General features: G+C 48.1%; 20 protein-coding genes and 1 pseudogene. 13 read left to right on the top strand and 8 right to left on the bottom strand.

The genetic code is table 11. The features are described 5' to 3' along the window. The first annotated feature begins 356 nt into the window (after positions 1-356). The 3 genes from NH568_RS03550 to NH568_RS03540 all read left to right on the top strand — a co-directional run bounded on the left by NH568_RS03550 (position 357) and on the right by NH568_RS03540 (position 2,985). The gene (locus NH568_RS03550) at positions 357-1,244 is read left to right on the top strand and encodes a GGDEF domain-containing protein (RefSeq protein WP_253044611.1); all 888 of its coding nucleotides are present in this window, start codon (positions 357-359) and stop codon (positions 1,242-1,244) included. Continuing rightward, positions 1,241-2,257, top strand: coding sequence for an AraC family transcriptional regulator (locus tag NH568_RS03545; protein ID WP_253044610.1), 1,017 nt, complete (start codon positions 1,241-1,243; stop codon positions 2,255-2,257). The genes NH568_RS03550 and NH568_RS03545 overlap by 4 nt, the downstream gene beginning before the upstream one ends. Positions 2,258-2,637: 380 nt before the next feature. Further along, positions 2,638-2,985 carry a hypothetical protein gene (locus NH568_RS03540; protein WP_253044609.1) on the top strand — a complete coding sequence of 116 codons (348 nt, stop codon included), beginning with the start codon at positions 2,638-2,640 and terminating at the stop codon, positions 2,983-2,985. 46 nt (positions 2,986-3,031) lie between these two features. Here NH568_RS03540 and NH568_RS03535 read toward each other — a convergent pair whose 3' ends face one another. From NH568_RS03535 to betI, 5 genes are all read right to left on the bottom strand, one after another. Continuing rightward, on the bottom strand, positions 3,032-3,736 hold the full coding sequence (locus NH568_RS03535; protein WP_253044608.1) for a TorF family putative porin: 705 nt from the start codon (positions 3,734-3,736) through the stop codon (positions 3,032-3,034). A 12-nt stretch (positions 3,737-3,748) separates the two neighbouring features. After that, complete coding sequence (locus NH568_RS03530) at positions 3,749-4,966, bottom strand: BCCT family transporter (RefSeq protein ID WP_253044607.1); 1,218 nt, start codon at positions 4,964-4,966, stop codon at positions 3,749-3,751. Between the two features lie 136 nt (positions 4,967-5,102). Then, the gene (gene betA, locus NH568_RS03525) at positions 5,103-6,770 is read right to left on the bottom strand and encodes a choline dehydrogenase (RefSeq protein ID WP_253044606.1); all 1,668 of its coding nucleotides are present in this window, start codon (positions 6,768-6,770) and stop codon (positions 5,103-5,105) included. Positions 6,771-6,786: 16 nt separating this feature from the next. Then, positions 6,787-8,250, bottom strand: coding sequence for a betaine-aldehyde dehydrogenase (betB, locus tag NH568_RS03520; RefSeq protein WP_253044605.1), 1,464 nt, complete (start codon positions 8,248-8,250; stop codon positions 6,787-6,789). Between the two features lies 1 nt (position 8,251). Further along, positions 8,252-8,842 (bottom strand): transcriptional regulator BetI, encoded by a 591-nt coding sequence (gene betI / locus NH568_RS03515; protein WP_253044604.1) that lies wholly within the window; start codon positions 8,840-8,842, stop codon positions 8,252-8,254. A 410-nt stretch (positions 8,843-9,252) separates the two neighbouring features. Between betI and NH568_RS03510 the strand changes: the two genes are divergently transcribed. Both NH568_RS03510 and NH568_RS03505 read left to right on the top strand, forming a co-directional pair. Further along, the gene (locus NH568_RS03510; protein ID WP_253044603.1) at positions 9,253-11,058 is read left to right on the top strand and encodes a S41 family peptidase; all 1,806 of its coding nucleotides are present in this window, start codon (positions 9,253-9,255) and stop codon (positions 11,056-11,058) included. 238 nt (positions 11,059-11,296) lie between these two features. Beyond that, positions 11,297-13,360, top strand: a complete 2,064-nt coding sequence (locus NH568_RS03505; RefSeq protein ID WP_253044602.1) for a TonB-dependent receptor — start codon at positions 11,297-11,299, stop codon at positions 13,358-13,360. Here NH568_RS03505 and NH568_RS03500 read toward each other — a convergent pair. Beyond that, a pseudogene (locus tag NH568_RS03500) lies at positions 13,357-14,057 on the bottom strand (SDR family oxidoreductase). The gene NH568_RS03505 and the pseudogene NH568_RS03500 sit on opposite strands and share 4 nt — an antisense overlap. A 178-nt stretch (positions 14,058-14,235) precedes the next feature. Here NH568_RS03500 and NH568_RS03495 point away from each other — a divergent pair. Beyond that, positions 14,236-15,138 carry a LysR family transcriptional regulator gene (locus NH568_RS03495; protein WP_253044601.1) on the top strand — a complete coding sequence of 301 codons (903 nt, stop codon included), beginning with the start codon at positions 14,236-14,238 and terminating at the stop codon, positions 15,136-15,138. A gap of 74 nt (positions 15,139-15,212) precedes the next feature. Here NH568_RS03495 and NH568_RS03490 read toward each other — a convergent pair whose 3' ends face one another. Continuing rightward, positions 15,213-16,148: a LysR family transcriptional regulator gene (locus NH568_RS03490; protein WP_253044600.1), complete on the bottom strand. Its 936-nt coding sequence runs from the start codon at positions 16,146-16,148 to the stop codon at positions 15,213-15,215. A gap of 123 nt (positions 16,149-16,271) precedes the next feature. Between NH568_RS03490 and NH568_RS03485 the strand changes: the two genes are divergently transcribed. Genes NH568_RS03485 through NH568_RS03460 form a run of 6 tightly spaced genes read left to right on the top strand, consistent with a single transcriptional unit; the run spans position 16,272 to position 23,129 of the window. After that, positions 16,272-16,877 (top strand): glutathione S-transferase family protein, encoded by a 606-nt coding sequence (locus tag NH568_RS03485; RefSeq protein WP_253044599.1) that lies wholly within the window; start codon positions 16,272-16,274, stop codon positions 16,875-16,877. Positions 16,878-16,905: 28 nt separating this feature from the next. Next, the gene (locus NH568_RS03480; protein ID WP_253044598.1) at positions 16,906-18,360 is read left to right on the top strand and encodes a di-heme oxidoredictase family protein; all 1,455 of its coding nucleotides are present in this window, start codon (positions 16,906-16,908) and stop codon (positions 18,358-18,360) included. Between the two features lie 18 nt (positions 18,361-18,378). Then, positions 18,379-19,524 carry a cupin domain-containing protein gene (locus NH568_RS03475; RefSeq protein ID WP_138543147.1) on the top strand — a complete coding sequence of 382 codons (1,146 nt, stop codon included), beginning with the start codon at positions 18,379-18,381 and terminating at the stop codon, positions 19,522-19,524. Next, positions 19,521-20,729, top strand: a complete 1,209-nt coding sequence (locus NH568_RS03470; protein ID WP_253044597.1) for an SRPBCC family protein — start codon at positions 19,521-19,523, stop codon at positions 20,727-20,729. Before NH568_RS03475 ends, NH568_RS03470 begins: the two co-directional genes overlap by 4 nt. A 2-nt stretch (positions 20,730-20,731) precedes the next feature. Then, positions 20,732-21,220 (top strand): aromatic-ring-hydroxylating dioxygenase subunit beta, encoded by a 489-nt coding sequence (locus NH568_RS03465; RefSeq protein ID WP_253044596.1) that lies wholly within the window; start codon positions 20,732-20,734, stop codon positions 21,218-21,220. 19 nt (positions 21,221-21,239) lie between these two features. Next, the gene (locus tag NH568_RS03460) at positions 21,240-23,129 is read left to right on the top strand and encodes an NAD(P)-binding domain-containing protein (RefSeq protein WP_253044929.1); all 1,890 of its coding nucleotides are present in this window, start codon (positions 21,240-21,242) and stop codon (positions 23,127-23,129) included. Positions 23,130-23,502: 373 nt separating this feature from the next. Here NH568_RS03460 and NH568_RS03455 read toward each other — a convergent pair whose 3' ends face one another. After that, entirely contained in the window at positions 23,503-24,195 is a 693-nt protein-coding gene (locus NH568_RS03455) for a pirin family protein (protein ID WP_253044595.1), read from the bottom strand. Between the two features lie 191 nt (positions 24,196-24,386). Between NH568_RS03455 and NH568_RS03450 the strand changes: the two genes are divergently transcribed. After that, positions 24,387-25,199, top strand: a complete 813-nt coding sequence (locus tag NH568_RS03450; protein WP_253044594.1) for a hypothetical protein — start codon at positions 24,387-24,389, stop codon at positions 25,197-25,199. The last annotated feature ends 462 nt before the right edge of the window (positions 25,200-25,661 follow it).

Genomic DNA, 25,661 nt, shown 5'->3' with positions numbered 1-25,661 from the left:
AGCTGACTTTGACACCGCCAATGGATGTAAGTGAGCGGCTACCTTAAAAAGTCGATATGACAGTTTTGTTTCACCGCAACCTGTGTTGGCTGGCTGGTACACTATTTCTGGCTGATTGGGCGTTAAATTAGCGTGAGTGTGAGCTCCTTTGCCGTTAAAAAAGGCGCTTTTTTAAAGAGGGTTTCTTTTAAAATCAGTTATCTATTGTTTTTAAACGTGACTCAACAGGGGGCGAGGTGATGTTACGTGAGCTGTTCCGGCCGGGTCTAAATAGCTCAGACCTTAAGCAGCGACGTCTTAAAAGTGTCATATAGCATCGCTAGGATACCCGAAATAATCAATATCCGGCTTAAAAGATGAAGAATGTCAGCAGTTTATGCTTAGCGCTGGTTATCAGTATCGTATTGACTATGTTAGCACTGTTCATTGGCGAACTAAAATCAATGCAAGATGTCGACTGGGTTGACTTAATTGGTGAAGCGACTTCGTCTATGATGGCCGCTATCTGGCTTATACTTCTGGCGCTATGTCGCCCGAGAGGCCGAGTGACCACCATGTTGCTATTGGGGTCTGCAACCTACTGGCTTACGACCTGGCTTGACGTATTGGACGAGTTCATTGCCTACCCGCCGCAAAGTCACTTGTTTACCTGGCTGGAATCGTTGCCTGCCCCGATCAGTATGACCCTGCTGACCTGGGGGTTGGTTACCTGGTACCGAGAACAACAGGCGGTCAATCGCCAGCTAAAGCAAAGGGAGCACTTTCACCGAGAACATAGCCTGATAGACCCTGTCACTCAGCTGTATAGCCTTCAATATCTGTTAATTCAGCTCAACCGCGAGGCAATATTGCATGACAAACGCAATCAGCCACTTTCTTTGGTCATGGTGGATATCAACGGCTTTGCTCAATACAATCGGGAGCATGGTGCTCATAAAGGGGATCAGGCACTGAACGAGGTTGCTTCGGCACTGGAAGTTGCGCTCCGAGAGACCGATCTTGCCTGTCGTTATACCAGTGACCGGTTTGTCGTATTACTGCCGGATACACCGCCCCATGAGGTCGATGTTTTTTCTAAGCTAATTCAGAATTGTAGCAACGCAGCGTTAAAAGGGGCGCTGACTGTAACAACCGTTCAGGCTACCCGAACTGAAGGTGAGTCTGAACAAGCGTTGTTTGAGCGGCTCAATCAACGGCTGGCAGGGGCGAAACGTGCGTCTTCTGCGGCAGTGGAGGTAGTATGATACCGGGAAACTTTGCCTATTTGCATGACAAGCGTATGCCAGCGCATTTCCTCATCACCATACTGGAACTGGCTGAGCACCATCAGATAAAACCACATCAGCTTATTCGTGGGTCTCAGTTATTTCTTGAAGACCTGGCCTATCCTGGTGCGCAGGTTGCGCCAGCCAGCGTGCTTTTTATATTAAAAAAGCTCAAACGAGAGCTGACTGAACAGCCTCAGCTAGCCCTGGAGCTTGGGCAAAGGATAGCGACCGGACATGGCCATGTCTTGTTTGACCTATGGCGCTATGCACCGAATTTAAGTAGCGCCCTTACTGCCTGGGCAAGCGTTCAAAAGGGCATTGAGACCCTGGTCCAGCTTAATGTAGAGCGGCATCAGGGCAAGCTCTATATCAGGCTGACTGAATCAGCATCATTGAGTACACAACAGCGGATGCTCTTTGAAATTGTGCTCTCGGCCTGCCGGCTGCTGCTTAAAGAGCAACTCGGTGCGCAGACCTGGATGAAGATAGAGCTGCCATGGTCGCAACCCGGGCAGGATTTGCACTATCCGGTCTATCTGGGTGAACATGTTCGGTTTGACGCACCGCGCTGCGCCATTATTTTGTCTGAAGAGGTGCTTTACCAGCCTTTCAAGGAGGCCAGTACACTGCGGTTTGCTCAGGCAAAACACACAGCCAAACACCTTTTGCACCCGCCGCAGCTATTACAGGCTCATCTGCGTCGCATTTTCAGGAAGAACCTGGGGCAGGCCTGGTCACTGGAATATACTGCCGGCTATCTGGGCATGAGCCCGGCGACATTGAAGCGCCGCCTTAAGCAAGATGGTACTCATTTTAAACTATTGGTTGACGAAGTCAGGGGGCAAGAGGCGTTGCATTTGATGGATCTTAATCAATGGAATAACAGCCAGTTGGCCAGTTCTATGGCATTTGCCGATGTACACAGCTTTCGGCGCGCATTTAAGCGCTGGACTGGGGCTGTGCCCAGTGCGTTTCGTTGTGGTTCTTAATCATACCACCTACAATCATTGATATAACAAGCGCATAATGCGCTTGTTACTCAACTTTATTGTTCAGACCGGGCAGCGTTTCGTTCCTTCGCAGTTCGAACGGGTGTCAATACAAACCCAAAACGATTCATCGATTACACGGCCACCCCCTATCTGAGGCGTCTCCTGAGCGCGAATAATCGTTGCTGAATTAAAAGATAGAGATTTAATCGATTTTTTATTCAAAGTCACTTTCATTGTTAACATCCTTTTTGTTTTGGAAGTATCAGATTGATTCTTTTTTTTCCAATTGTCAACATTGTGTTGTTTTGTGGTTGTTGTGTGGTTAATTTTATGGGCTGAAACTAATCTCAAGATTGCCATAAGGCAAAATTAACAGAGTGGCTGTAAACTGCCAAGGAGAAGGTGGGGTAGAGGCGCAAGGTACTGGCTCCAATCTGACATTAGGGATCAATGTGCAAGACAATCGGCCTCACCGTTTTGGTTGGGATGTGATGTCTGCCACTCCATCTAATAAAACCAATTACGTAAAAGTTGCATATAAAGATATTGGATTCAGTAGTGGTAGTGAAGCCTATAAAAGTGCAGACAGCCAGTCCAAGCACTATGCAAATGACGGGTATTATACAAATGTCAGGAACGACGTTGAAATCATTGTGAGTATAAGTCAAGACAGTGCAGCATCCAGCACTATTATTGTCAGAGAAATGGCTTTACGTGCAGATTAAGTATAACAATGAGGGCACAGTAGTGCCCTCATTGTGTTCAATTGGATTATAAATCAAACGTGCGTGCAATTGAGAACACAAAGCGCTCGTCGGTATGCTCGCCATCTATGGTGGTGTCTTCCACGGTAAAGGTTAGATCGAAATCGAACTGTGTGGTGGTGTAAGAAACGGCATAGTGGGTGTAAGAGCTGTCGAGCCCATCCCAGGCATATTTCTCAGCATCGAATGAGTTAGATACGTCGCCACTGAGGGTAATCGAGTGGTTATCGGCGATATCAAAAGTATGCGACAGCATTACAATACTATGACCCACGTCAAGACCGAAGTAATCCCAGCTGTACCAGAAGTTGATATTTGTGGTCCCTAAATCACTGGCATAGCCAAATTTGGTGTAAACCTCTGGGTAGTTATAGTCGCTGGATGCGTCATCGCCATGATAGGTGTAGTAAGCAATACCATAGTCTACCGACCAGGCAGTGGATAGCTCCTTATAATTGCCCACATAAAAGTCCCACTCATGGCCTGTGTCATCGCCAAAGTCTACCCCTGAGGCCCAGGTGCCCACATACCAGCCCGCATCGGCTGCGTAGTCCAGGCTACCCTGAATAGTCGGGTCGCTCTGTGTCTGTGACACCCCGTTAAAGGTATAGTCTGAGGTGCCGGTAATGGTGGTTGACCAGCCAGCTACAGCCATGTTCGACAGCAGGGCCAGAGGAAGTGCGCAGAGTGTAGTTTTAAAATTTATTTTCATTTCTTTTGAACCTTAGTTTACGGTCTCGATACGGCTGAAGTCGATGGTATTCTCTTTGGGTGAACGGGTAATATTGGCCACTGTTTTGAACTTGCTGTAGCAAATATAGCCAAAACAACCAAAAAAGAGCGCAATAACCAGTGCACCAACCCATTGTATCTGCAAAAAGTTTAGTTTAAATAGCAGCGTCAGCAATGACAGCGCGGCAATATTAAATAAAATATAGTTGCGTTTCCCGAGTTTTTTAACCGTCAAACCCAGGTTGTCGGTATACAGTCGAACTAATGAGTCCAGAGAGTTGATCACAAAGATCACGCCAACAATGACCATCGCCAGGTTTTTAATCCCTGCGGTGTCAATACCTGCTTCATGATAGTGATACAACACACTAAACCACACGGCGATGGGAATAGACGGGAACACCAGCATGGCCGCCAGTACCTGATAGGTTTTCAGACCACCGACAAAGCGTGAAGTGAACTGACCTATCATGATGCTCCATGCGAACCACCAGAACAGGTAAAATTCATGGTAATCATTGAGTGGCAATACAAACTCGTTGATATTACTGAAGTAGCTACCCAGCAACGCAATGTTATTCGTAAAGGCGCTCATCTCACTGTCACCAAATACGAACGCGGAGGCCCACATAAAGGCGATCAAGGCGATAAACATCCAGGTTGTAGAGATACTCAGAATGCGTACATACTTCAGGCTGGTGCTTGAATACACCGCAAAACATATGGCGGCGAACACGATGAGATAAAAGGTTGGCACAATGGACTCGCCATCGCCCACACTTGGCATATACCAGGGCAGGTTGGATAGCAGCAAATAGGCCGTAAAGGCGCATGTACCAATAATGACCACGTTGTTGATGAATTTAACCCAAGGGATCTCAAAAAATTTCACCTTAGGTTCTATTACGCAGAAATAAAAACACGTCAGAAAATAAAATCCCCAGATCAGGAAGCCCCAAAAGCCAAATTCAATGGCGAGTGGATTGGCAAACGCATATTCTGGGCTTGCTTTTATGTCTGCGTAACCCGCAAACTCCGTCAGCGGAAACATGATAAGTCCGACATCCAGGCCGGACGTAAATAAGATAGCAATAAAGGTAAAGGTTTTAACCGGTGTCACACCGACACAGCGTAGGTTCCCCCATTTTAATAGGATAAAAGCGATGGCAACTAGGGTAAATACAATGCCTGCACTAAGCCATACTGTCATTGTCACCCTCCCAAAATAAGTAAAAATAACTCATTGTCTCTCCGTTTTTTATTGTTTCTGCATTAACCCGATACAACCAATTTGTATCGCGCACCACTGCAGACCCCACGGCCCGATTGGGCCGCAGGTGGCTTTGTTAAATCTCCGTGCTACGTTGTACTGCTTGCCACTGGTTGTGATTGGCAACCTGAGCATTGTTTGCTTTGAGGGCCGGCTGGCCCAGAATAATATCTGCGGCTTTCTCCGCGACCATAATAGTTGGTGCGTTGAGGTTGCCGTTCGGGATCGTCGGGAAGATAGACGAATCCACTACGTTCAGGCCATCGATACCATGCACCTGGGTGTTTGAATCCACCACGGCCATGTCGTCTTCACCCATTTTGCATGAGCAGGACGGGTGATAGGCGCTTTCGACGGCCTGGCGTACAAAGGCATCGATTTCTGCGTCGCTCTGCACGTCTTTGCCTGGCTGAATTTCACCATCGCGGTAGGCATCAAAGGCCGGTTGCTCGATGATTTCTCTGGTCAGGCGAACACAGGCGCGGAAGCCTTCGATGTCGTCCGGGTGTGCCAGGTAGTTAAATTGGATCTTGGGGGCCTGAGTCGGGTCGGCCGATTTAATGGTGACTTCACCGCGACTTTTCGGTTTGTTGTGACCAATATGGACCTGGAAACCGTGTCCGTCAAACGCACTTTTTCCATCGTAGCGAATGGCTGCGGGCAAAAAGTGATACTGGAGATCCGGCCACTCAACACCCGCTTTGGAGCGGATAAAGGCGCAAGATTCAAAATGATTGGTTGCACCCAGGCCGGTTTTGTTGAGGATCCAGCGTGCACCGATCAACCCCTTAGAGAACCAGTCCAGTTTGCCATTGAGGGTAATGGGCTGCTTACATCTGTACTGGAAATAAAACTCCAGATGGTCTTGTAAGTTTTTACCGACGCCGGGCAGATGATGCTGTACCTCAACGCCTGCGGCTTTGAGCGCATCCTGATCGCCAATCCCCGACAGTTGCAACAGGTGCGGCGAGCCGATTGGTCCGGCACTCAAGATCACCCGGCGCTCGGCTGTGGAACGGTGGGTTTTACCCTTGCATTGATATTCCACGCCCACAGCGCGTTTACCATCTAGCAGCACCTTGTGCGCCAGCGCTCCGGTGACGATTGTCAGGTTGTCACGCCCCTTTACAGGATCGAGATAGGCGCGGCTGGCGGAGCAGCGACGGCCATCTTTTACCGTCATATGCATCGGGCCAAAGCCTTCCTGCTGCTCGCCATTGTAATCGTCAGTCCTGGCATATCCTGCCTGTGAACCGGCTTCGATAAATGCGCGATAAAGCGGGTTGGCCATTTCGTTACCATTATTGGTGCCAAGCGGGCCTTCACTGCCCCGATACGAGTCTTCGCCCAGATACCAGCTTTCGGCACGCTTAAAGTAGGGCAGACAAGCCTGATAATCCCACCCTTGCGCACCGTATTGCTGCCATTCATCAAAATCTTTGGCGTGGCCACGTACATACACCATGCCATTGATAGACGACGAACCCCCCAGCACCTTGCCGCGCGGACAATGCATCACCCGGTTGTCCAGATACGGCTCCGGTTCGGTATGAAACTGCCAGGCGTATTTGTCGGTATTCATAGGAATAGACAGTGCTGTTGGCATCTGAATAAAGATGCTCTTATCACTGCCACCCGTTTCTAACAGTAACACCCGGTGTTGTGGATTGGCGGACAGTCTATTTGCCAGTACACAGCCTGCTGAGCCAGCACCGACAATAATATAGTCGAATACTTTTTTCATAGTCTGGCTCCTTTGCTTAAAATGGGCTTTCGATTTGGCTCATACCTACGTAAACAGACTTGGTCTGGGTGTAGTGATCCAGTGTTTCAATGCCATTTTCACGGCCAATACCGGATTGTTTGTAGCCACCAACCGGCATTTCGGCGGGTGAGTTGCCATAGGCGTTGATCCAGGTAATGCCAGCCTGTAACTGGTGGATCACGCGGTGTGCACGCTGAATGTCGCGGCTGAACACCCCGGCCGCCAGGCCCAGATGCGTATTGTTGGCGCGGTTAATCGCTTCTTGCTCGTCATTGAATACCATGACGCACATCACCGGCCCAAAGATCTCTTCGCGAACTATGGTCATGTCTTCGTGACAGTCGGTGAATATGGTGGGGGCAACAAAGTAGCCGTTAGGTGCCGAAGCCGGGCTCAGGGCATGACCACCAGTCAGCACAGTTGCGCCTTCCTGCTTGCCCTGCTCAATGTATTCCAGCACCAGCTGCTGATGTTTTTTCGAGATCAAGGCACCCAGATTTACTTCGGGATTAAGGGGATCGCCGGCGATAATATTTTGCTCTGTGCGGGTTTTAAGCTGCTCAAGGAACTGCTCATACACACCGCGCTGAACATAGACGCGTGTACAGTTGGTGCAGATCTCACCCTGGGTGTAGAAGTTGCCCAGCATAGCCGCACTGACCGCCTGTTCAATATCAGCATCGTCAAATACCAGCAGCGGCGATTTACCGCCCAGCTCCATGGTCACCTCTTTTAGGTTAGAAGCCGCACTTTGCATGACTTTTTTGCCTGTGCCTACTTCACCTGTAAACGAGACTTTTTCAATTTCCGGGTGCAGTGTCAGCCATTGTCCGACTTCGGCGGCACCTTGTACAACGTTAAAGACACCTGCTGGCATACCCGCTTCAATAAAGATCTCAGCCAGTTTCATTGCACCCAGTGGGGTTTCTTCAGACGGTTTAAAGATCAGGGCATTACCCGCGGCCAGTGCCGGGCCGGATTTCCAGCAGGCAATTTGCAGCGGGTAGTTCCAGGCGCCAATGCCTGCGCATATACCTAACGGTTCTTTGCGGGTGTAGTAAAAATCATCGCCGACCATTTGTTGCTGGCCGACTTGTGCAGGCGCCAGTCCGGCAAAGTATTCGATTACGTCGGCACCGGTTTGAATGTCAACGCACTCGGCTTCTTGCCAGGGTTTGCCTGTGTCCAGTACCTCGATTTTAGCCAGCTCATCATTACGCTCACGCAATAGCGCCACCGCTTTATTCAGAATTCTGCTGCGCTCAATTGGGGTCATGGCTGACCACTGCGCAAACCCGGCTTTGGCACTGTCGATGGCCGCTTTTTGAATGTGTGCGTCGGCTACTTCAACGTGATAAATGACTTCGTCGGTCGCGGGGTTTTTTACCGCAAACTGCTCGCCGGTCTGATTGGCAAGGTAGCGGCCGTGAATAAAGTTCTGGTAGACAGGTGTGGACATATTAGACTCCAAATTGTTGGATGAGGGACTGGATATAGCGTTTGGCCAGATCCTGCGCGCTGTCAAACTGCGCATCATCGGCTTTATTGAGAACGGCTCTGAGCCACAGGCCGTCGATCATAGCGGCACTCAGCTCTGCGGCTTCACGCGCTTCGCCAGGGGCCATTAACTGTTTAAACGAGTACAATAAATTGCTGTAAAGTCGGCGTGCATTGACGCGTTGTAAGCGATGTAATTCTGCATCATGCATGGAATGCGCCCAAAAGCTCAACCAAGTACGGGTGGTGTCGCGCTGTTGCTGCACCACAGCAAAGTTGGCTTCCACAATAAACATCAGACGCTGCTCTGGTGTGCACCCCCTGGTTGTTCTTTGCAGTAAGCTGCGTTGAAGGCTGCTCAGCAAGTAGCGTACTGTGGCTTCGATGAGACCCTGCTTACCACCAAAATAGTGGCTGATGATCCCCGACGACATCCCGGCTTTCTTACTGATGCTATTGATCGTGGTGGCTTGTAATCCAAGCTCCGCCACTGACTGTAAGGTCGCCTCAATCAGTTGTTGGCGACGCACAGGTTCCATTCCGACTTTAGGCATATTTTTATTAATTGACCGTTCAATAAAAATAAATTTTAAGGTGAACAGAGAGAGAATTCAAGGTTGACATTTTGTGAATGCTATCTTTTGAAAAAGAAAATTTAACTTAACTTTATAATATGTATTGGTTTTTTTGTGTTGGTAAATTCAATAAAACTATTTTTCCTGTGTGCGCTTTGTGAGCATTGCTTCGGGCGTTGTGGTCGATTTGGTGGCGCTTTCAGTCGATACAGGATTATGTGTTAGGGAGTGCTATCTCAGGACTAAACACTTTTGCGCACTATTCAGACAAGTTGCATGATCTTGTTTTCACTTGTTACAGCCGCCTTCTTGAGGGTCATTTTCTGCCGTTGAATGCATCTAGATTTGTTGCTAGGTTGAAATGCGACTGACTAAAAGGAGATTAAAAAATGATAATAAATAAGAATCTAACAGTTGCCTCGTTGATCACCTCTACGCTTTGCTTTGCACCTAATGCACTTGCGCAAAATACATCCCCTCCGGCAGATGCAATTAAGCTGCTGCCCCCGCCAGCTATGAATGTAGACAGGCAATTACTCAGAGATATAAAACAATTTGTCAAATTTGCACATAAAGTTAAATTTTTCTATCCCAGTCAGGCGGTTGCCGATACAAACTGGGACAAGTTCATTGCAGAAACGATTGTAGAAATGAGTCAGGCAAGGTCATACCAAAGACAGGAGGTTGGCTTGCGAAGGCTGCGTGAGATCGCCCCGTTTATTACCGATCGCAAGCAGGAGTTGCCCACCCTGAGTGATGGTGAACAGGTTGTTACGTGGGAGCAAACAGCCGCCAGAACACAACACTCACACACCCGGTCGCTTTTGGCTGGTGAGCTTGCCGAAATGAAGATGGATCCACTTATACCTGATCGTGTTTTTTCACGGGTCCGGTATGGCTGGCGCACTGTGTATTTGCCACTTTACCTTTCTCAGCACGCAAGTGAACAGGGTATGCGGGTTGACGATTATCGCCAGTGGGATATTGGTACAGACTTCGCCAGCTTGCCTGTATGTATGTCTACTATGTCAGGTATGTGGGGGGAAATTCACCATTTCTGGCCTTATTTCGAACAAGTTGATGTCAATTGGCGTCGCAGTCTAACCCCCTTACTTAAAGCATGTACAGAAGACGTCAATGCCGAGCGTAAGATTGCCATCAACCGTGAGTTCAAAAAACTGCAGGATAACCACGTTTCTTTAGGGTACCCCCTTTCATATCGCTCCTATAATGTTGGCAGGTACCCTTACGAGTTACGTCGAATTGAAGGGAAAACAATTGTTGTGGGCATTGATGAATCACTTAGCGGGGTGATCGAGATTGGTGATGAATTGTTGTCTGTCAATGACGTTCCCTTTGAAGAGGTGATAGAGCAAAGAGCAAGCTGGCTTATGCGTAGTGATCATGTGAGTGAAGCAGATGCCACAGAGTTTTCAAAGTATGCTACTACAGAAGACGCAGTTAAGGCTTCATTTAAAAAACAAGATGGTGACGTGATTGATATCACAGCAAAGCCGATTGCCTTTGAAGAATTCAAGTTTGCCCAGTACCATGAACTTGTACCTTATGATCCAGAGCCCATCAGAGAGTTAGAGGAAGGACTGTGGAAGCTCAATTTATATAATCTGACGGAGCAAAATGCAGAGCAAGTGAAGTCCGAGTTATTAACAGCACGAGGAGTGGTCATCGATCTACGACAATATCCTAATGATCCAATAGGGTGGCGCGAAGGGTTGTCATGGTTTTTGACACAGCCTGTGGAGCACGACAAACTCCATATAAGATACCGAAAAGGCCCCTCTTTGCGAGCGACATACAAGGAAATGTTCACCCAAACGATTGATGTTTCAGAGCAGCCTCTGAATATGCCTGTAGTCGCCCTTTCATCCCGATACAGTGTGAGTCAAACTGAACATGCGCTCACTTTTGTAAAAAATGCAGGCATACCTGTGCTAGGGGTGCCTACTGCTGGCATCAATGGCGACCGTATGGTTGCGAGTTATTTTGGTTCGTACATGGATGGCGGATCCTATTTCAGCTACACAGGTTTACGTATAGATAATGGGGATGGTTCCGTATTGATCGGGCGTGGTGTTCAGCCCGATATCTATGTCCCACGGACCATAGATTCTATTGTCGCTAACGAAGACAATCAGTTGTCTGCAGCTATTGAGTATCTTAAAGACCAGCTGTAACACTTGTATCACCTTCATCAAGCACATCAAGCCAGTGTTATGACTTGATGTGCTGAACTATAAACTTGCTATCACTTACTCGTTCTGCCCATAAGTTTACAAGTTAAAATCTCAGTTCAATCGCCGATATTTGATTTAGCGCCTCGATGACAGAAACTGGCTGCGCTCGTCATGATTCACTCAAAAGTCAAAATGCTTAGCTATACTTGCCTGAGATCTCTAGCTAAGTAAGCAGTATATGGCCCGATTAGTAACCTTTTTATTTATCTGCGTGATATCGCACACTTCAATGACCTTGGCACAGGCAGAAGAAGGAGATGCGCTTTTTGCAATGTCATTTGAGGAGCTACTCGATCAGGATGTGACCGTCGCAGCACGTAAGAGCGAATCCTGGCTGGCTTCATCCGGCACCGTGTATGTGATTAATCGCTCAGATATTGAGCGTTATGGTTGGCGCGATTTGAAAGAGATCCTCGCCTCCGTTCCCAACATGGATTATTTCTATCAGTGGTCCTGGTTACCAGGAGGTCAGCGGGGGTTTACCGGGAATATGTCGGGTACCCTGATGCTGATAGATGGCCGAGAAGTGCAAAACCTGTTGGCCAATGAAGCCTTCATTATGAATAACTTCCCGAGCGCCAGAATTGAACGGGTAGAGATATTACAAGGGCCAAATTCTACGCTGTATGGTGGTAATGCAACGCAAGGGGTGATCAATGTGATCACTCGCCTGGACAGTGGTGTGAACCAAGTGTCATTACTGGTTGGTGACGCAGGAACGCGCCATGGTCATGGTCTGTTTCATTATCGGCAAGGTGAGGTTGAACTGGCGGTGTCGGCCAGCTATTTTGAAAGTGATCAGGATTATCATGAAATACGTGAATTTTTGGTCGATGATGAAGCGTTCAGTCGCAACGGCAAAGATGCATTAAGAAACCACAACCCCAATGATTTTCGCAATCAAGAGAAAAATATTACGCTGGACAGCCGCCTGACGACTCCCTGGTTTTATCTTGGCAATAACCTCACGCGCACCACCAATGTCAGTGGAATAGAAGCGGTCGCGTTTGATTATATTACCGGAGATGATGCGTATCGGGGGTACAGTAGTTACTACGTGGGCAAGAATCTACAGTCTGGCGCAAATTGGTCGGGCAATGTTGAACTGAGCTATTTTCGTGAGTATAAAGAAAAATATCGCCTCAGTGTGGATAACTCTGATCAGGCGACGCGTTATGAAGAACTGGCATTATACACAGAACGTGAAGACATAGGGCCTTCGGACAGAATACGACTCAATACCCAATGGACCTACCAGGCCGGTTCCGGCCAGGACTGGATCCTGGGGTATGATGGCTGGCGCACTAAAATTGGTCGCAAAGTTAAATATCGGCGAACCGCTGAAGGAATTAAACTGGTCACGCCTGACTCCTGGCCGACAGACAAAGAACGTTCGGATAAGCACGCTGTGTTTGGCCAGTATTCAAGGTCGTGGCGCTTTGGTGAGCGAACACTCAAAGTCAATGCCGGACTCAGGTACCACCGTCAGGATTATACTAATGCGAGCTGGTTGCCCCGCGTCAGCATGGTCTATCAGCCAAACCCCGATCAGGCACTCAAACTGACCTATGGCAAAGCATTTCGTCCGCCGACGATTTTTGAGTTCGATCTGGTGGTTGATGACAAGATCGAATCGCAAAGTATGCAGATGTATGAGCTTAACTGGAGCAGTAAATTCAGTTGGCATGGGGTGGAGTTTGCCAATATCTCAGCCCTGTATAGTATGCAGGCAAAGAACTTTTATCAAAAAGTACAGGACCCTAATACCCAAATTTGGCGCACCATAGTGGCCGGAGAGCACAGAGTGTCTGGCTGGGAAAATCAGCTGCGTTGGCAGGCTCAGCGCTGGCATGGGCAGCTGGCCATACGTTATGTCTCACCGGATAAAACTCAGGCTGCAGGGCAATCTGTGGTGCTGAATGTACCAGAGCACAAGGTTAAACTGGGTTTGGGTTACACTTTGGATCAACACTGGCAGATCTCTGCGTTTATCGATCATTGGGATAAAGTACTGACCGAAGCCAATCGCTTTCAGCAAAGTGGCACTGAGATAGTCACCATACCCGCCTGGACAACGTTCAATGTCAATCTGACTTACACAAGCGGTAACAGTCGTATAGGCCTGCATATCGAGAATCTGTTCGACGAAACCTATTATCATGGTAACGCGCGGGGTGTGTCTCCTGTTAAGTATATTCAGGCGCCACGAAACTGGCGCCTGAGTTGGTCATATCGTTTTTAACGGGTAACAAAGCCGCCATTAACGAATAAAGTCTGACCCGTGATCCAACGCGCCTCCTCACTGACCAAAAAGTCAATCATAGGTACGACGTCATCTATGTTACCAAGACGATTAAGCACGCTGGCTGCACTGAGATAGACAACGGACTGAGCATTTTCTTCGCCGTGGAAAAATGCGGTATCTATCGGCCTGGTGCGACCACATTGACAGTGATCCCCCGACCGCCAATTTCCTTAGCAAGTGCACGGGTAAAGTCTTCAAGTGGGGCTTTGGCACCGGCATAGGCGCCGTAAAGGCCTGTAAATGCGCCCAATAATGACGTGCCCATATTAATGATTCGACCCTGATCCTGAACATGCGTAGCAGCATGCTTCATCATTAGAAATGGTGCCTTGGTATTAATCGCGAAGAGTTGGTCATACTCTTGTTCAGAAATATCTGCAATGGCTTTTTTCAGGACTTTTCCGGCGTTGTTTATGACAATATCAACGCGGCCAAAGGCTTCCAGAGTCTGTTGGTACAGGGCCTGAACCTGACTTTCCTGACTCAGATCGCCCTGAACTAATAGTACTCGTCTGCCAATCTGAGCAATCTCGGCGGCGGTTTGCTCAGCATCGTTAAGCGACGCATCACTGTGATAGTGTACGACAACATTGGCGCCACGCTTTGCCAGTGAAATAGCAAAAGCACGTCCCATGTTTCGGGCAGAACCAGTAACAATCGCGACCTTACTGGTCAAATCAACAAGGGTGTTTGAAGTAGACATAATACGCTCTCCTGTGTGGGTTAATTGACGAAAGTAAGCTTAGCCGCTTGCGTTTATTTCAGGTATGCCATAAATTTTCATTTATTAATTGCATATATCGCAAAAAGTGATGAACACAAATGAACTCACTTTTTTGAAAGTGATTGAGGCGGGTAGCCTCAAAGGCGCAGCTGAGCAATTGAATACGGACCCTTCATCAGTGAGCCGCAAAGTGGCTGCGCTGGAGCGCCATCTGGGTGTTAAACTGATCAATCGCTCTACGGTGCGATCCCAGGCAACCGAGGCCGGGATCGTATATTTTCAAGGGCTAAAACACATTGCTGAGCAACAGGCTGTGTTGGAAAGTCGTCTGCGAGGTCTGCAGGATCAACCCAGTGGAACCCTGACGGTCGCTGCGCCAGTTGATTTTGGTACTCAGTTTATTGTACCTGTACTGAACAAGATGCGGGCCGCATATGCTGACCTTAAAGTCGAGTTGTTACTGGGCAGTCATTTTGAAGATCTGACTGCCAATGGCATTGATGTAGCAGTACGTGTTGGCATGCTGCCGGATTCAGGGTTGATCTGCAGAGGGTTGGGCACTGCTGAGCGTGTACTGGTTGCCAGCCCGGGTTATCTGGAACAGATTGATGGGGTAACGGATCCATCCGGGCTGAGTCGGTGCCAGTTTATATTCTATTCGCGCGCTCAGGCCAACAGTCAGGTAAGTATAAAAAAAGGTGAAACAACATCACGAGTCAAAGTGTCAGGGGGCTTTACAGTTAACAGCGTGTCTGCAGTTCGACAGCTGGTTTTGGCTGGTAAAGGGGTACACCTTGGGCCGCGTTGGGCCTTTGAAGAAGCGCTGAATACAGGTGAGCTGGTGGCACTGTTACCTGACTATCAGTTGGAAGGGTTTCCAATCCATGCTTTGTATCGACCCGGAGGGTATGTTCCTGCCAAGATCCGGTGTTTCATCGATATGATAAGCCAGCATTGCAAGCACAGCTTTGATACCGGAACAGGTGCGTGATGATATGTTCAGCAGAGCCGTTATCAACCTTCGAGTACTTTGTACACTGAGTCATGAGAATGTATGTTGGGTGATTATATCAAAGCGTTGAGCAACCTGCTCCCTTGTGTCAGCGGATCGACTGGATTGTCGCCATATTGCTGTTTCAAAAAGTTGATAAAAACGCGCGATTTTTCTGGAATATACTTATTCTCTGGGTAAATAACATGGACACTTAATGGTTGTTTAATGGCGTCTTTCATTAGCTGAATAAGCGTACCTTCAGCTAGCTCTTCTTCGACCAGAAACTTAGGGATCAATGCAATCCCGGCGCCGGATTTGACCAGTGTCTTCAGAATATTGGGGCTGTTGACTGAAATCGGGGCTGACGTAAACAATGCATCCCATTGATCGGTATCTTTGTCATCTACCCAGTCGTTAATTGGCATTTTCTTGTCAATGAGCCAGACATGCGCATTGAGATCTCTGACGCACTCAGGTTGACCGTGTTGTTTTATATACTCAGGTGTTGCGCATAACACCATCGGAAACTGGCATATTTGTGTTGCTACAAAGTCCTGAACTTCAGTGGAGCCTACCCTGATAGCCAGATCGAAACTCTCTTCGACTAAATCGACTTTGCGGTTATTCAGTTCTAAATCCAGCTGGATATCAGGATATAAAGACATAAACTTAGGTAACTTGGGCGCTAGAACTTGTTCTCCGAATGTCACCGAGGTAGTGATCCTGAGCAGACCTGTACATTTAGTGCTTTCCTCACTGACCTGATCCACCAGTGAGGTATATTCGTTCAATACGTGGACGATACCATGATAAAAATGTCGTCCAGCCCGAGTCATAGAAACCTTTCTGGTTGAGCGGTTAAATATCTTGGTTGCATGTTGATTTTCAACCGCATTGACGTATTTACTGACAACGGACTTCGAAATACCCAGTCGTAAGGCTGCTGCCGTAAATGAGCCGGTTTCAGCGACCGCGATAACTGCTCTAAAGCCTTCTATAGTGTCCACAAGTTAGGTCCTTTTGTTTTCGTTTTGTGTGATCAGTGTTTTCGTTTTGTATGTTTATTCTATGAAAATTTTAATGTCTAATGCTCCGCATGTCACCAATATAGGGAGCATTAGGTTGCTATCATGAGTAATATTCAGCTGTACTATCACCCGATGTCAGGGCACAGTCACAAGGTTCTCACTCTTGCATCAATGTTAGGGTTAAACATAGAGACATTGACCGTTGACTTAAAAACCAAGGCACATTTGTCTGACTCATTTTTACGTCTTAACCCAGCCGGCAAGATACCTGTGTTGGTCGATGGAGACAAAACGGTCACCGACTCCCACGCTATCTTGTTTTACCTTGCTCAACAATACGACCAACAGCGAATCTGGTATCCAGATGATCTGTCAACTCAGGTTGAGATCCAGCGCTGGTTTGCATTCTCTGCGGGCGAGCTGTGCACCGGCCCTGTCGCGTTAAGAGGGATCCGAGTACTGGGTAAACCAGGCAATGAAGACCAAGCTATGCAAATGACTATCAAATTGTTTTCTCTTATGAGTAAACAGTTGGAGCAGCAGGCATGGCTGGCAGGCTCACACGCCACCCTTGCGGATATTGCGCTATACAGTTACGTCGCTTTGGTTATCAAACTTGAGCCAAGTCTGAGCGATTTTCCACGCGTACTTGACTGGGCTTCACGTTTCGAGCAGCTGCCCGGTTATCGCACATTACCAGAAAAATAAACCTGCATTGTATGTAATTGGAGGGGCCATGAACAGCTACATACGCATAAAAAATAGAGTAAATACACTAATTGACCATCACCTGTTGATGGCCGTTCCATTGGTTTTGTCTGGTGTAGTAAGTGCATCAGTGCAAGCTGCTTGTCCGGCTGATTATCCAGAGGAGGGGGCAATTAAGAAGCATATTGAACATGATGATATTGCAAATGGAAAGGCGACTTTAAAGCAGATCCATAAAATGGGTCGCGATCTTTTCGTTGCCAAATTTAATAAATGTGATGGTCAAGGGCGGCCGGCTACGACTGGCGGTGGCGTGAAACGCGCGCCGGATCAGCCCGCTTTTATTCGTACCTCATCACCCGAAACGAATTCCTGTGCCGGGTGTCACTCTCAGCCAGCCATAGGTGGATCAGGCGAGTTTGTGGTCAACGCTTTTATTCTGGCACAGCGTTTAGACCCGGTTACTGAGTCCGTTTCTAATCAGTTTAGTAACGAAAGAAACACTCCGGGCATGCATGGTGCGGGTGCCATTGAAATGGTAGCCCGTGAAATGACCTATGATCTGCGTGCCCAGGCCGAAGCCCTGCCTGACGGGGAACACACCTTAATCTCAAAAGGAGTGTCCTTTGATATCCGCAAGGAAGGCGGATTGGTGGTGGAAAGTGAAGGCATTAACACCGATCTGATGGTCCGCCCATTTAACCAGTCGGGCAACATTGCCACTTTGCGTCACTTTACCGTTGATGCAATGAACCATCACCACGGCATGCAGGCAGAAGAGCGTTTTGATTTAAACCCGGGCAAAGGATTCGATAAAGATCACGATGAAGATGGTGTGGAAAGAGAGTTATCGGTCGGTGACATCACGGCACTATCGGTGTATCAGGCCAGCTTACCTGTGCCGGTTCAGGTGATGCCGCGAGCCCGTGCTGAGCGCAAAGCTGTGCGTCTTGGCAAGCGTAAGTTTAACGAGATTGGCTGCAACAGCTGCCACGTACCGGCACTTAAGCTGGATACGCCGGTGTTCTCTGAGCCCAGCCCGCTTAATGCGTCTCATACTTTCCGTGATACCAGTCGTTCAGTGCGCTGGGATATGACCAAGCAAGGCCCAAAGCCTCGCTTAAAGAAAAACCCTGATGGCAGTGCCACAGTTTGGGCCTATACCGACCTGAAACGCCACAATTTGTGTGATCCGGTTGAGCGTGAAGATGCCATTCGCTTTTTCTGTAATGAGACACTCGATCAGGCTCGCCCGTCACAGGATGGTCGTCCCGGCAGTGAGTTCTTTATTACCAGAAAGCTATGGGATGTAGGCAGTTCAGCGCCTTATGGTCACCGGGGTGATATCACGACCATTACTGAGGCCATCCTGTACCACGGTGGGGAGGCACGCCAAAGCCGTGACCACTTCTCGCTATTACCGCTTTCTGAGCAAAAGAGCATTATTAAATTTTTGAAATCGCTACAAGTTGTAGAAAAATAAGATACCTAAGGAATGAGCATGTCTGAGAGTAAATTAGTTTCACTGGTGAAGCGCGATGATATTCCGTCTATTCGCACTATCGAGGTTAACGGTGTTGAGCACTGGTTAGGCCACGTTAAAGACTTCACCAAACATGAAGGGCTAACAGAGTTTTTGCCAAAGGATAATCGTATTTCGATGGCCTGGGTCAGACTGGAAGCTGGTGAGCAGCTGGATGAGCATATCCATCCTGTGGAATCGATGATCTTAATTTGTGAAGGCGGCGCGTCTACGCTTGGCGATGTAGAAACAGAAATGGGCGCGGGGGATGCACTGCTGGTTCCACCTGGCCGCCCCCATGGTTTTATCGGCGCAGAGCCCGCGGGTTTCTGGGGCCTGTCATTACAATTCGATTCCCGTGGATTATATGAAGACATAGCCGATCCCTGGGCGACGTTCCATGAAGACGAAAACTATGAATTGAAGCACGCCGATACCATAGTCGACAAACTGTTCCAGAAGAACGAAATCTTTAAAGATCGTTTCGATAAACATCGCTTGTTTGCGTTGGTAAATAAAGGGCTGCTAAACGACAGTGAGACAAGAAATCGTTTCCTGGATTGTTTTCAGGTGTGGTCAAATCACTTCCAGAAAATGGTGTTTAACCGATATCTGACCAGTGCCGAGGGGGCACATTTAGATCTGGCCTGGGACCACTTAATTGAAGAGTTCGGTCACAATATGGACTTAGCTTCCAGCCGGGATTCGAGCACGCGTATTTTTGATCCGGTCCTTGAAGCGACCAGTAGCTGGTTCTGCAGTATTTTAAACCGCTTGTCTGACATGCAAAAGTTGGTTCTGATCCACCTGGTGGTTGAAGCCTCAGCCACTGTATTCTACAAGCATGTAGCGCCTGTGATGTCAGAAACACAGCATTCTCGCCATTTCCATGAGCATGACGATGGCGACCACGAACACGTCAAAATGGGCTATGACTTTGTGCGTCGTCAGACACCCAGTCTGAGTGAGGCAGAAGGTTTGCTTGAAATTCAGGAGCAGGGTTGGTCCATGCTGATGTCGGTGATGAGCCGAATCGCTGACTTAGTGGTGTATGGTTCAGAGCGACAGTCAAACAGCAACGCAGAGCAAGCAACTAAGCAACCGGCAGCTGAGCTTGAATCATGAGTGAGTTCCAAGGATGGCCTGATGCGGGTGTGCGCAGGCTTCCCCAGCACATTTATGCCGACAAGGATAACTTTCAGCGTGAGCTGGACGCCATATTCTTCGCCGATTCCTGGAACTATGTGGCATTAAGCTGTGAGGTGCCAGAGCCGGGCGATTATATTCTGAGCTCGGTAGGCAATGTCGGTGTGATTGTGTCGAGAGACCGCAAAGGGGCTATTCGCGTTTTTGTGAATCGCTGTACTCATCGAGGCGCGCGGTTATGTGAGAAACGAAAAGGCAACAACAAGCTGTTTACCTGTCCGTATCACGAATGGCGTTTTAATCTGGAGGGCCGCCTGGTGGGCGTGCCTTTGAGTCAGGGGGTGAAGGGAAAAGGGGGAATGTCGGCGCAGTTTGATCCGCAAAATCATGGTTTGAAACAGCTAAATGTATGTGAGCGCCACGGTGTGGTGTTTGCCAGCTTTAGTAACGACATGGTGCCGCTTGAGACCTATCTGGGCCCTAAGATACTGCGTTACTTTGACCGTGTCTGTGATGGCCGTCCCTTAAAGGTGATTGGCAAGCACAAGCACGTTGTTGCCGGGAACTGGAAGCTGCAAATTGAGAATGTGAAAGACACCGTGCATGCGGCTATTTTGCACTCATTTTTCACCTTGTTTGGGATCTGGCGGTCAGATCAGGAAACGGAGATCGTGGTTGAGGACAAAGGCATGCACAGTGTGCTGGCTTCTACGGCCACATTTAGCAAGCAGCAGACTCACTCAGAAGAAGTTGATTCGGAGTTTTCATTACTTGATCCGAGTTTGATAGCCCATGAGGCCGAGTTTTCTCATGCGACTGGCGCTGTCATGACTATCTGGCCAAACCTGATTTTTCTGCAGCAGCTAAATTGTTTGGTCATGCGCCATGTGGAACCGGTTAGTCAGGATAAATGTGTAAAAACCTGGACTTTCTTTGCGTATGAAGACGAAGACCCAGCACTGACGGCACGACGGGTTAAACAGGCCAATTTACTGGGAGCGTCGGGCCTGGTCACCATAGATGACAATGAGATCCTGGCTTCCTGTCAAGTGGGTTTACAGCAGCGATCAGAGTTTGAATGCGCCATTGAATATGGTGAAGGCTCGTCAGATTGCGATCATATGGTGTCGGAATCAGCGATCCGTGGGTTCTATAACTATTATCGTCAGGTGATGGAGCTGTGAGCATGGAAGAAATGTTGAAAACCCTGTTGCTGGAGCGCTCTGTTCGCGAATTTTACCGGCGCTATCACGCCCAACTGGACCAGCAAATGTTGACCCAGTGGCCAGACTTTTTTACCGAAGACGCCAGTTACTTAGTGACCAATCGAGCCAACTTTGAAGAGGGGATGCTGGTATACAACGTGTTTTGTGAAGGCAAAAAAATGTTGATAGACAGAGCGCTGGGCCTGCAAAAGGCGGTCTGGTTTCGTGATCGATTGCAACGTAGGTTTGCGGGCAGCATAGAGATCACGCACCAAAGTGAACATGCACTAGACGTGGTGAGCAGCTTTATGGTCACTGAATCCCGACAGGGAGAGCCTTCCACTTTGTTGCTTACCAGCGAAAGTCAGGACAGCCTGAGTATCGCACCAGACGGTACGCTGCAATTTTCAAAGCGGCTTTGCATTATAGACGCAGAAGTGTTACCTGATTCGATAATTTACCCAATCTAACCGAGTGGGAGATGATGTGATGAATTCACAAGCTATGCAGGCGCCAAGCCACCCGATGAAGCGCGTTGCGGTTATTGGCGCAGGGTTATCTGGCCTGGTAACCACCAAAGAGCTGATAGATCAAAGTCACACTGTGGTGTGTTTTGAGCGCAGTGATGACATTGGTGGGGCCTTTTATAACAAAGAAAACGAAGGCGGGATCTATAACGACATCCACCTGACGGTTTCTAACTTTTTTATGGCGTTTTCCTCGTTTCCGCCAAGAGAGAAGAATCGCAAATACTGGACTGCCAGTGAATATATCGAGTATCTGCAAGATTTTACCGAGCATTTCAGACTGAGAAAGTTCATCCGCTTTAACACTGTCATTGAGTCTGTTGAGCCAGTTGGCACACAAAAATGGCGGGTGACTTATTTTAAAAACGGTGAACGTAAAGAAGAGTTGTTTGATTCTGTGGCGGTGTGCAGTGGCAAATTTCGCAACCCATTACTGCCGTCTGTTCCCAACATGGAGCAGTTTAAGGGGACCATACACCATAGTTTTGATTTCAAAGAAGCGTCAAAATTTAAGGGTAAAAAGGTGGTCTGCCTGGGGCTGGGAGAGTCTGGCTCTGACGTGGTGCACCAAATTGCGCAAGTTGCGCAAGAGACTCATCTGGTGGTTAAGCGCCCCAAGAGCATTATTGCCCGGGTTATTCTGGGTGATACCGGAGACTCCAGAACCACACGAGCTGCGCATTACTCGTTTTTGGTCAACCATTCGCTTTTTGAGGCCACGCTGAAGAAACGCATTATGAATAAAGGCTTGAAGGTAAATGAGCAGAAGCGTCAACGACCTTTAAGCGCATTTTGGATGTGGAAGTTTCTGGTTAAATACGGCCTGCACGGCGAATTCAGTAATAAGAATGATATTTGGTTGCAGGATCTGGAAACCGGGCAAACCCAGCTGCATTTGTTTTCTGTAAAGCGTTTTGCTGAGAATGGTGTTTATCTTCACGATGGCCAATTTATTGAATGTACCGATGTGATGATGTCGACCGGCTATGAGACGCAGTTTGACATGATCCACCACAGCGCAGCACAAGATGCGGCGAAGAATATCCGCTCTAACTTTTTGCACATGATCCACCCGACATTAAGAGACAGCCTGGTCTGGATTGGATTTGCCCGTCCGGATGTCGGGGGCGTTCCGACCATTGCCGAGTTACAGGCACGTTTATATGCCCGTGTTTTGGCGGGTAAAACAGAGCTGGCTGATTCGCACACTCTGCAGCGGCGCATTGAGGAATATCAGCAGGAATGTCGGGAGCAGTTTTGTCTGGAACCAGACCGTTCTGAAAATGTGCGCTACTACCGATTTACCGGTGAACTGGCCCGGACGCTGGGCGTAGAGCCCAAATGGTATCACTTGTTGCCAGACCCCAGGCTGATCTTCAACTTTTATCATGGCAGCTTAGTCGCCGCGCAATTTAGATTAAGCGGACCAGGGAAAGATCCTGAGGCGGCCAAGGCGATGATCCGCCGGGTCGGTCTGATGCAGGTACCAACCTGGCATAAGTTCTTTTTCTTTGGCCTCACCAGTGCTTTGAGTTTGATAGCACCTGTGGTACGTAAGGTCGTAAAGATGTTGAAAATGCAAGATCACAACTGGAATGACTACAAACAGTTTCGTTGTGTGGCTGATATCCTTGCGCATCAATGGCCATCGGGGCAGGCTTTCCCGTTGAATAAGACTGGCACTTTGGCTGAGTTGTTTAGTCAGACGTACGAATATGAAGGGTTTAAGTTTTTCTTACATTCTGAATATGAGGTGCCTTTGCGGTTGCTTTCGCCCTCTGCGTCCATTAAAGACATTGATGATTTTTTGCGCTTTCAGGAAGGCGCAGCGCCGCTGGAGGAAAAGACTTAATACCAATTTGCTTAATTAAGTGTTCTATTTTGAGGCGAGAAAATAGGGTCGGTAACACCGCTCCCGCGTCCTGCTATTGCTGAGGCACCTACATCCATATAGGCGAGGCAAAAATTTGCGAACTTATACCTTAGGTAAAGGCTCTAAATGAGAAATTTTTAACACAGTTAGCGCCATATTTGCTCCTTCAAATTGAACAGGTATTAAGTGAAATTGGTATAATACTCCCTTTTAGAATGCTGGACGTAGCTGTGACACTACTGCCCGTAGCAAAGCCATGCCTGTTTAACAGCGCATGGCTTTTTTCGTTTGGGTACCGGTATTGATTGTTGAGACTGTTGAGCCGCGGACACGTATTCTATTGTATTGACATTCAGCCTGGTGGTAGCTCAAACCATAGTGCCTCAAGTGGTGCTGTTGCCTCCACCGTGACAGATTCCTGCGCTGTCAGACCAATGGCATCGCCCGGTTCCAGGCGTATTTCACCTGAGTGGGCGGTACCCTCGACTATATGCAGATAACCCCAGCGATTATGCGTGTTCAGTGTGTAGGTATCGCCTTGTGGCAGCATGAGACGATGCAGGCTGGCATCCTGATGAATGACCAGTGAACCGTGCTGGCCATTAGGGGTTACAAGCGGGGTAAGTGGCCCGTCTTGTTCTATATTGGCCTGCGCATAACTGGGACTGAGCCCTTTTACATCAGGGCGGATCCAGATCTGTAAGAAACGGGTCTGCTCCGTGGCAGAATGATTGTATTCAGAGTGCGCGATCCCGGTGCCTGCGCTCATCAGCTGGACGTCACCTGCCGGAATGATGTGGTGATTCCCCCGACTGTCTTTGTGCTCCAGTGCACCTTGTAACACATAAGAGATAATTTCCATGTCACGGTGGGCATGCGTATCAAACCCCATACCTGGTGCGACCGTATCGTCATTGATAACGCGTAACATGGAAAACCCCATATGCTTTGGGTCGTAATAATGGCCAAAAGAAAATGTATGTTGGCTATGCAACCAGCCCAGATTAACCTGGCCTCGCTCGGAAGCGCGTCGTATTGATGGCATAAGTGCTATCTCTGAAAGTGGAATACCATGACTGTAACACTTAGTTAAGTAGAATAAAATGCGTCATTATCGGTGCTTTCATTCTGTTTAAAAGAATGAATGTGGTGCGACTGATTTCGTGCCTGAGTGGATGTATATGCTAGAGTTATAGTGTTCGAAATATGCCAGTGAATTCTGTTTCCGGGAGTGTTATGTCGTCTTTACAGCAATTTATTCCATCACCCGTCATTGCCGTCGCTACGGCATATCAAACGCACCTTGGTGGTATTGATGTCTTTATCTGTTTTGCTCAGATAGATGAAGGTAACCAGTTGTCGCTCGAGCTGCGAGAAAGCCATCAGTTGAGTGTGGGAGATTTGGTCACTGTGCATCTGGATAACCGCACCGGCGTGAGTGAATATGATGCTGAGCTGAGTGTCTATCGTTTGTCTTATAAGGGGCGAGTTACGGCGTTGAATAATACTGAGGTCACCTTAGCACCGCTTGAGTACCAGGTTTATTATGGGATTTCAGTAGCGCTGGAATATCGGGCGCCGGGGTATGAATTCCCGGAAGATCCGCGCGTGCAAAACCCCTTGCCCTGTACACCTTTAACCGCAACGCCTGTGATGGACGAAGAAGAGCATGACAACAAAGTTGGCGTGCTTATCACCAAAGCACAGTCGCAACCACACACTACCGTGATGGCGTTTTTATCCAGTACTGATGACGATGTCTTTTTTATCACTTTGCCACAAACTTTTAAATCCAGCCTGATGAAACGCGACAATCAGTGTTACTTTGCCATCGACAACCGTGCCAGTTTTACCTTTGAAAACTATGTCGAGTGGAACTATTCCATTATTACCGGGCGGGTGCATCAAATAGCCACCAACAGTACTTTGTTTAATGAAGTGAGAGAGTTGTTTATCTCTAAAAATCCCTGGGAAGTAGGCTTTTTTAGTCATCCTGACATTGAGATGTATCACCTGAAGGCAGAGAAAGTGGTATGTCCTAAGCGGTGAGCCAGCCTGTTGGTTAAAGAAGACGGCCAATGATATTGCGCTGCGAAGTTTGCTAATAGCAAGTCAGAATTGAACTGAGACTAGATCAAAAAGCACCTCGTTGAGGTGCTCTATGTATTTTCAAGTATCAGAATTGAAAACAGTCACTACAGTGTTGGGCCACATGTAAACTCTTTACCCTGGTGGCAAGAGAACTCAATGCAGTGAGTACGCCCGTAACCGCTCGGGTTTGTAGGGTCACATACTGGAGTTAGGGCACCGGCACCTGCTACGTTAGGTGTCATGTTGGCAGGTAGATTAGTGTTATCTGCTGATAAAGCCTTCATTTTCTTTTTATTTAATTTTAATTTCATCATCATTTCCTTGTTTATTAAAATTATATGTACACGCCGTGTACCACCGTAACCTAACTCAGCTACTTAATGAGTGCAAGGCTTTTTGGGATAATTTTAGGGACGATCT

Source organism: Pseudoalteromonas sp. XMcav2-N (assembly GCF_024124545.1).
Classification (GTDB): Bacteria; Pseudomonadota; Gammaproteobacteria; order Enterobacterales; family Alteromonadaceae; genus Pseudoalteromonas.
The sequence above is the reverse complement of the archived record's forward strand: the minus strand, read 5'-3'. Positions and strand labels throughout refer to the sequence as shown.

What these genes read in the sequence shown, in the direction of transcription:
- NH568_RS03495 (WP_253044601.1), top strand. Translation starts at nt 14,236, where the DNA reads ATGAACACAAATGAACTCACTTTTTTGAAAGTGATTGAGGCGGGTAGC.
- NH568_RS03545 (WP_253044610.1), top strand. Translation starts at nt 1,241, where the DNA reads ATGATACCGGGAAACTTTGCCTATTTGCATGACAAGCGTATGCCAGCG.
- betA (WP_253044606.1), bottom strand. Translation starts at nt 6,770, where the DNA reads ATGAAAAAAGTATTCGACTATATTATTGTCGGTGCTGGCTCAGCAGGC.
- NH568_RS03485 (WP_253044599.1), top strand. Translation starts at nt 16,272, where the DNA reads ATGAGTAATATTCAGCTGTACTATCACCCGATGTCAGGGCACAGTCAC.
- NH568_RS03470 (WP_253044597.1), top strand. Translation starts at nt 19,521, where the DNA reads ATGAGTGAGTTCCAAGGATGGCCTGATGCGGGTGTGCGCAGGCTTCCC.
- NH568_RS03480 (WP_253044598.1), top strand. Translation starts at nt 16,906, where the DNA reads ATGAACAGCTACATACGCATAAAAAATAGAGTAAATACACTAATTGAC.
- NH568_RS03535 (WP_253044608.1), bottom strand. Translation starts at nt 3,736, where the DNA reads ATGAAAATAAATTTTAAAACTACACTCTGCGCACTTCCTCTGGCCCTG.
- NH568_RS03450 (WP_253044594.1), top strand. Translation starts at nt 24,387, where the DNA reads ATGTCGTCTTTACAGCAATTTATTCCATCACCCGTCATTGCCGTCGCT.
- NH568_RS03510 (WP_253044603.1), top strand. Translation starts at nt 9,253, where the DNA reads ATGATAATAAATAAGAATCTAACAGTTGCCTCGTTGATCACCTCTACG.
- betI (WP_253044604.1), bottom strand. Translation starts at nt 8,842, where the DNA reads ATGCCTAAAGTCGGAATGGAACCTGTGCGTCGCCAACAACTGATTGAG.
- NH568_RS03550 (WP_253044611.1), top strand. Translation starts at nt 357, where the DNA reads ATGAAGAATGTCAGCAGTTTATGCTTAGCGCTGGTTATCAGTATCGTA.
- NH568_RS03505 (WP_253044602.1), top strand. Translation starts at nt 11,297, where the DNA reads ATGGCCCGATTAGTAACCTTTTTATTTATCTGCGTGATATCGCACACT.
- NH568_RS03460 (WP_253044929.1), top strand. Translation starts at nt 21,240, where the DNA reads ATGAATTCACAAGCTATGCAGGCGCCAAGCCACCCGATGAAGCGCGTT.
- NH568_RS03530 (WP_253044607.1), bottom strand. Translation starts at nt 4,966, where the DNA reads ATGACAGTATGGCTTAGTGCAGGCATTGTATTTACCCTAGTTGCCATC.
- betB (WP_253044605.1), bottom strand. Translation starts at nt 8,250, where the DNA reads ATGTCCACACCTGTCTACCAGAACTTTATTCACGGCCGCTACCTTGCC.
- NH568_RS03465 (WP_253044596.1), top strand. Translation starts at nt 20,732, where the DNA reads ATGGAAGAAATGTTGAAAACCCTGTTGCTGGAGCGCTCTGTTCGCGAA.
- NH568_RS03475 (WP_138543147.1), top strand. Translation starts at nt 18,379, where the DNA reads ATGTCTGAGAGTAAATTAGTTTCACTGGTGAAGCGCGATGATATTCCG.
- NH568_RS03455 (WP_253044595.1), bottom strand. Translation starts at nt 24,195, where the DNA reads ATGCCATCAATACGACGCGCTTCCGAGCGAGGCCAGGTTAATCTGGGC.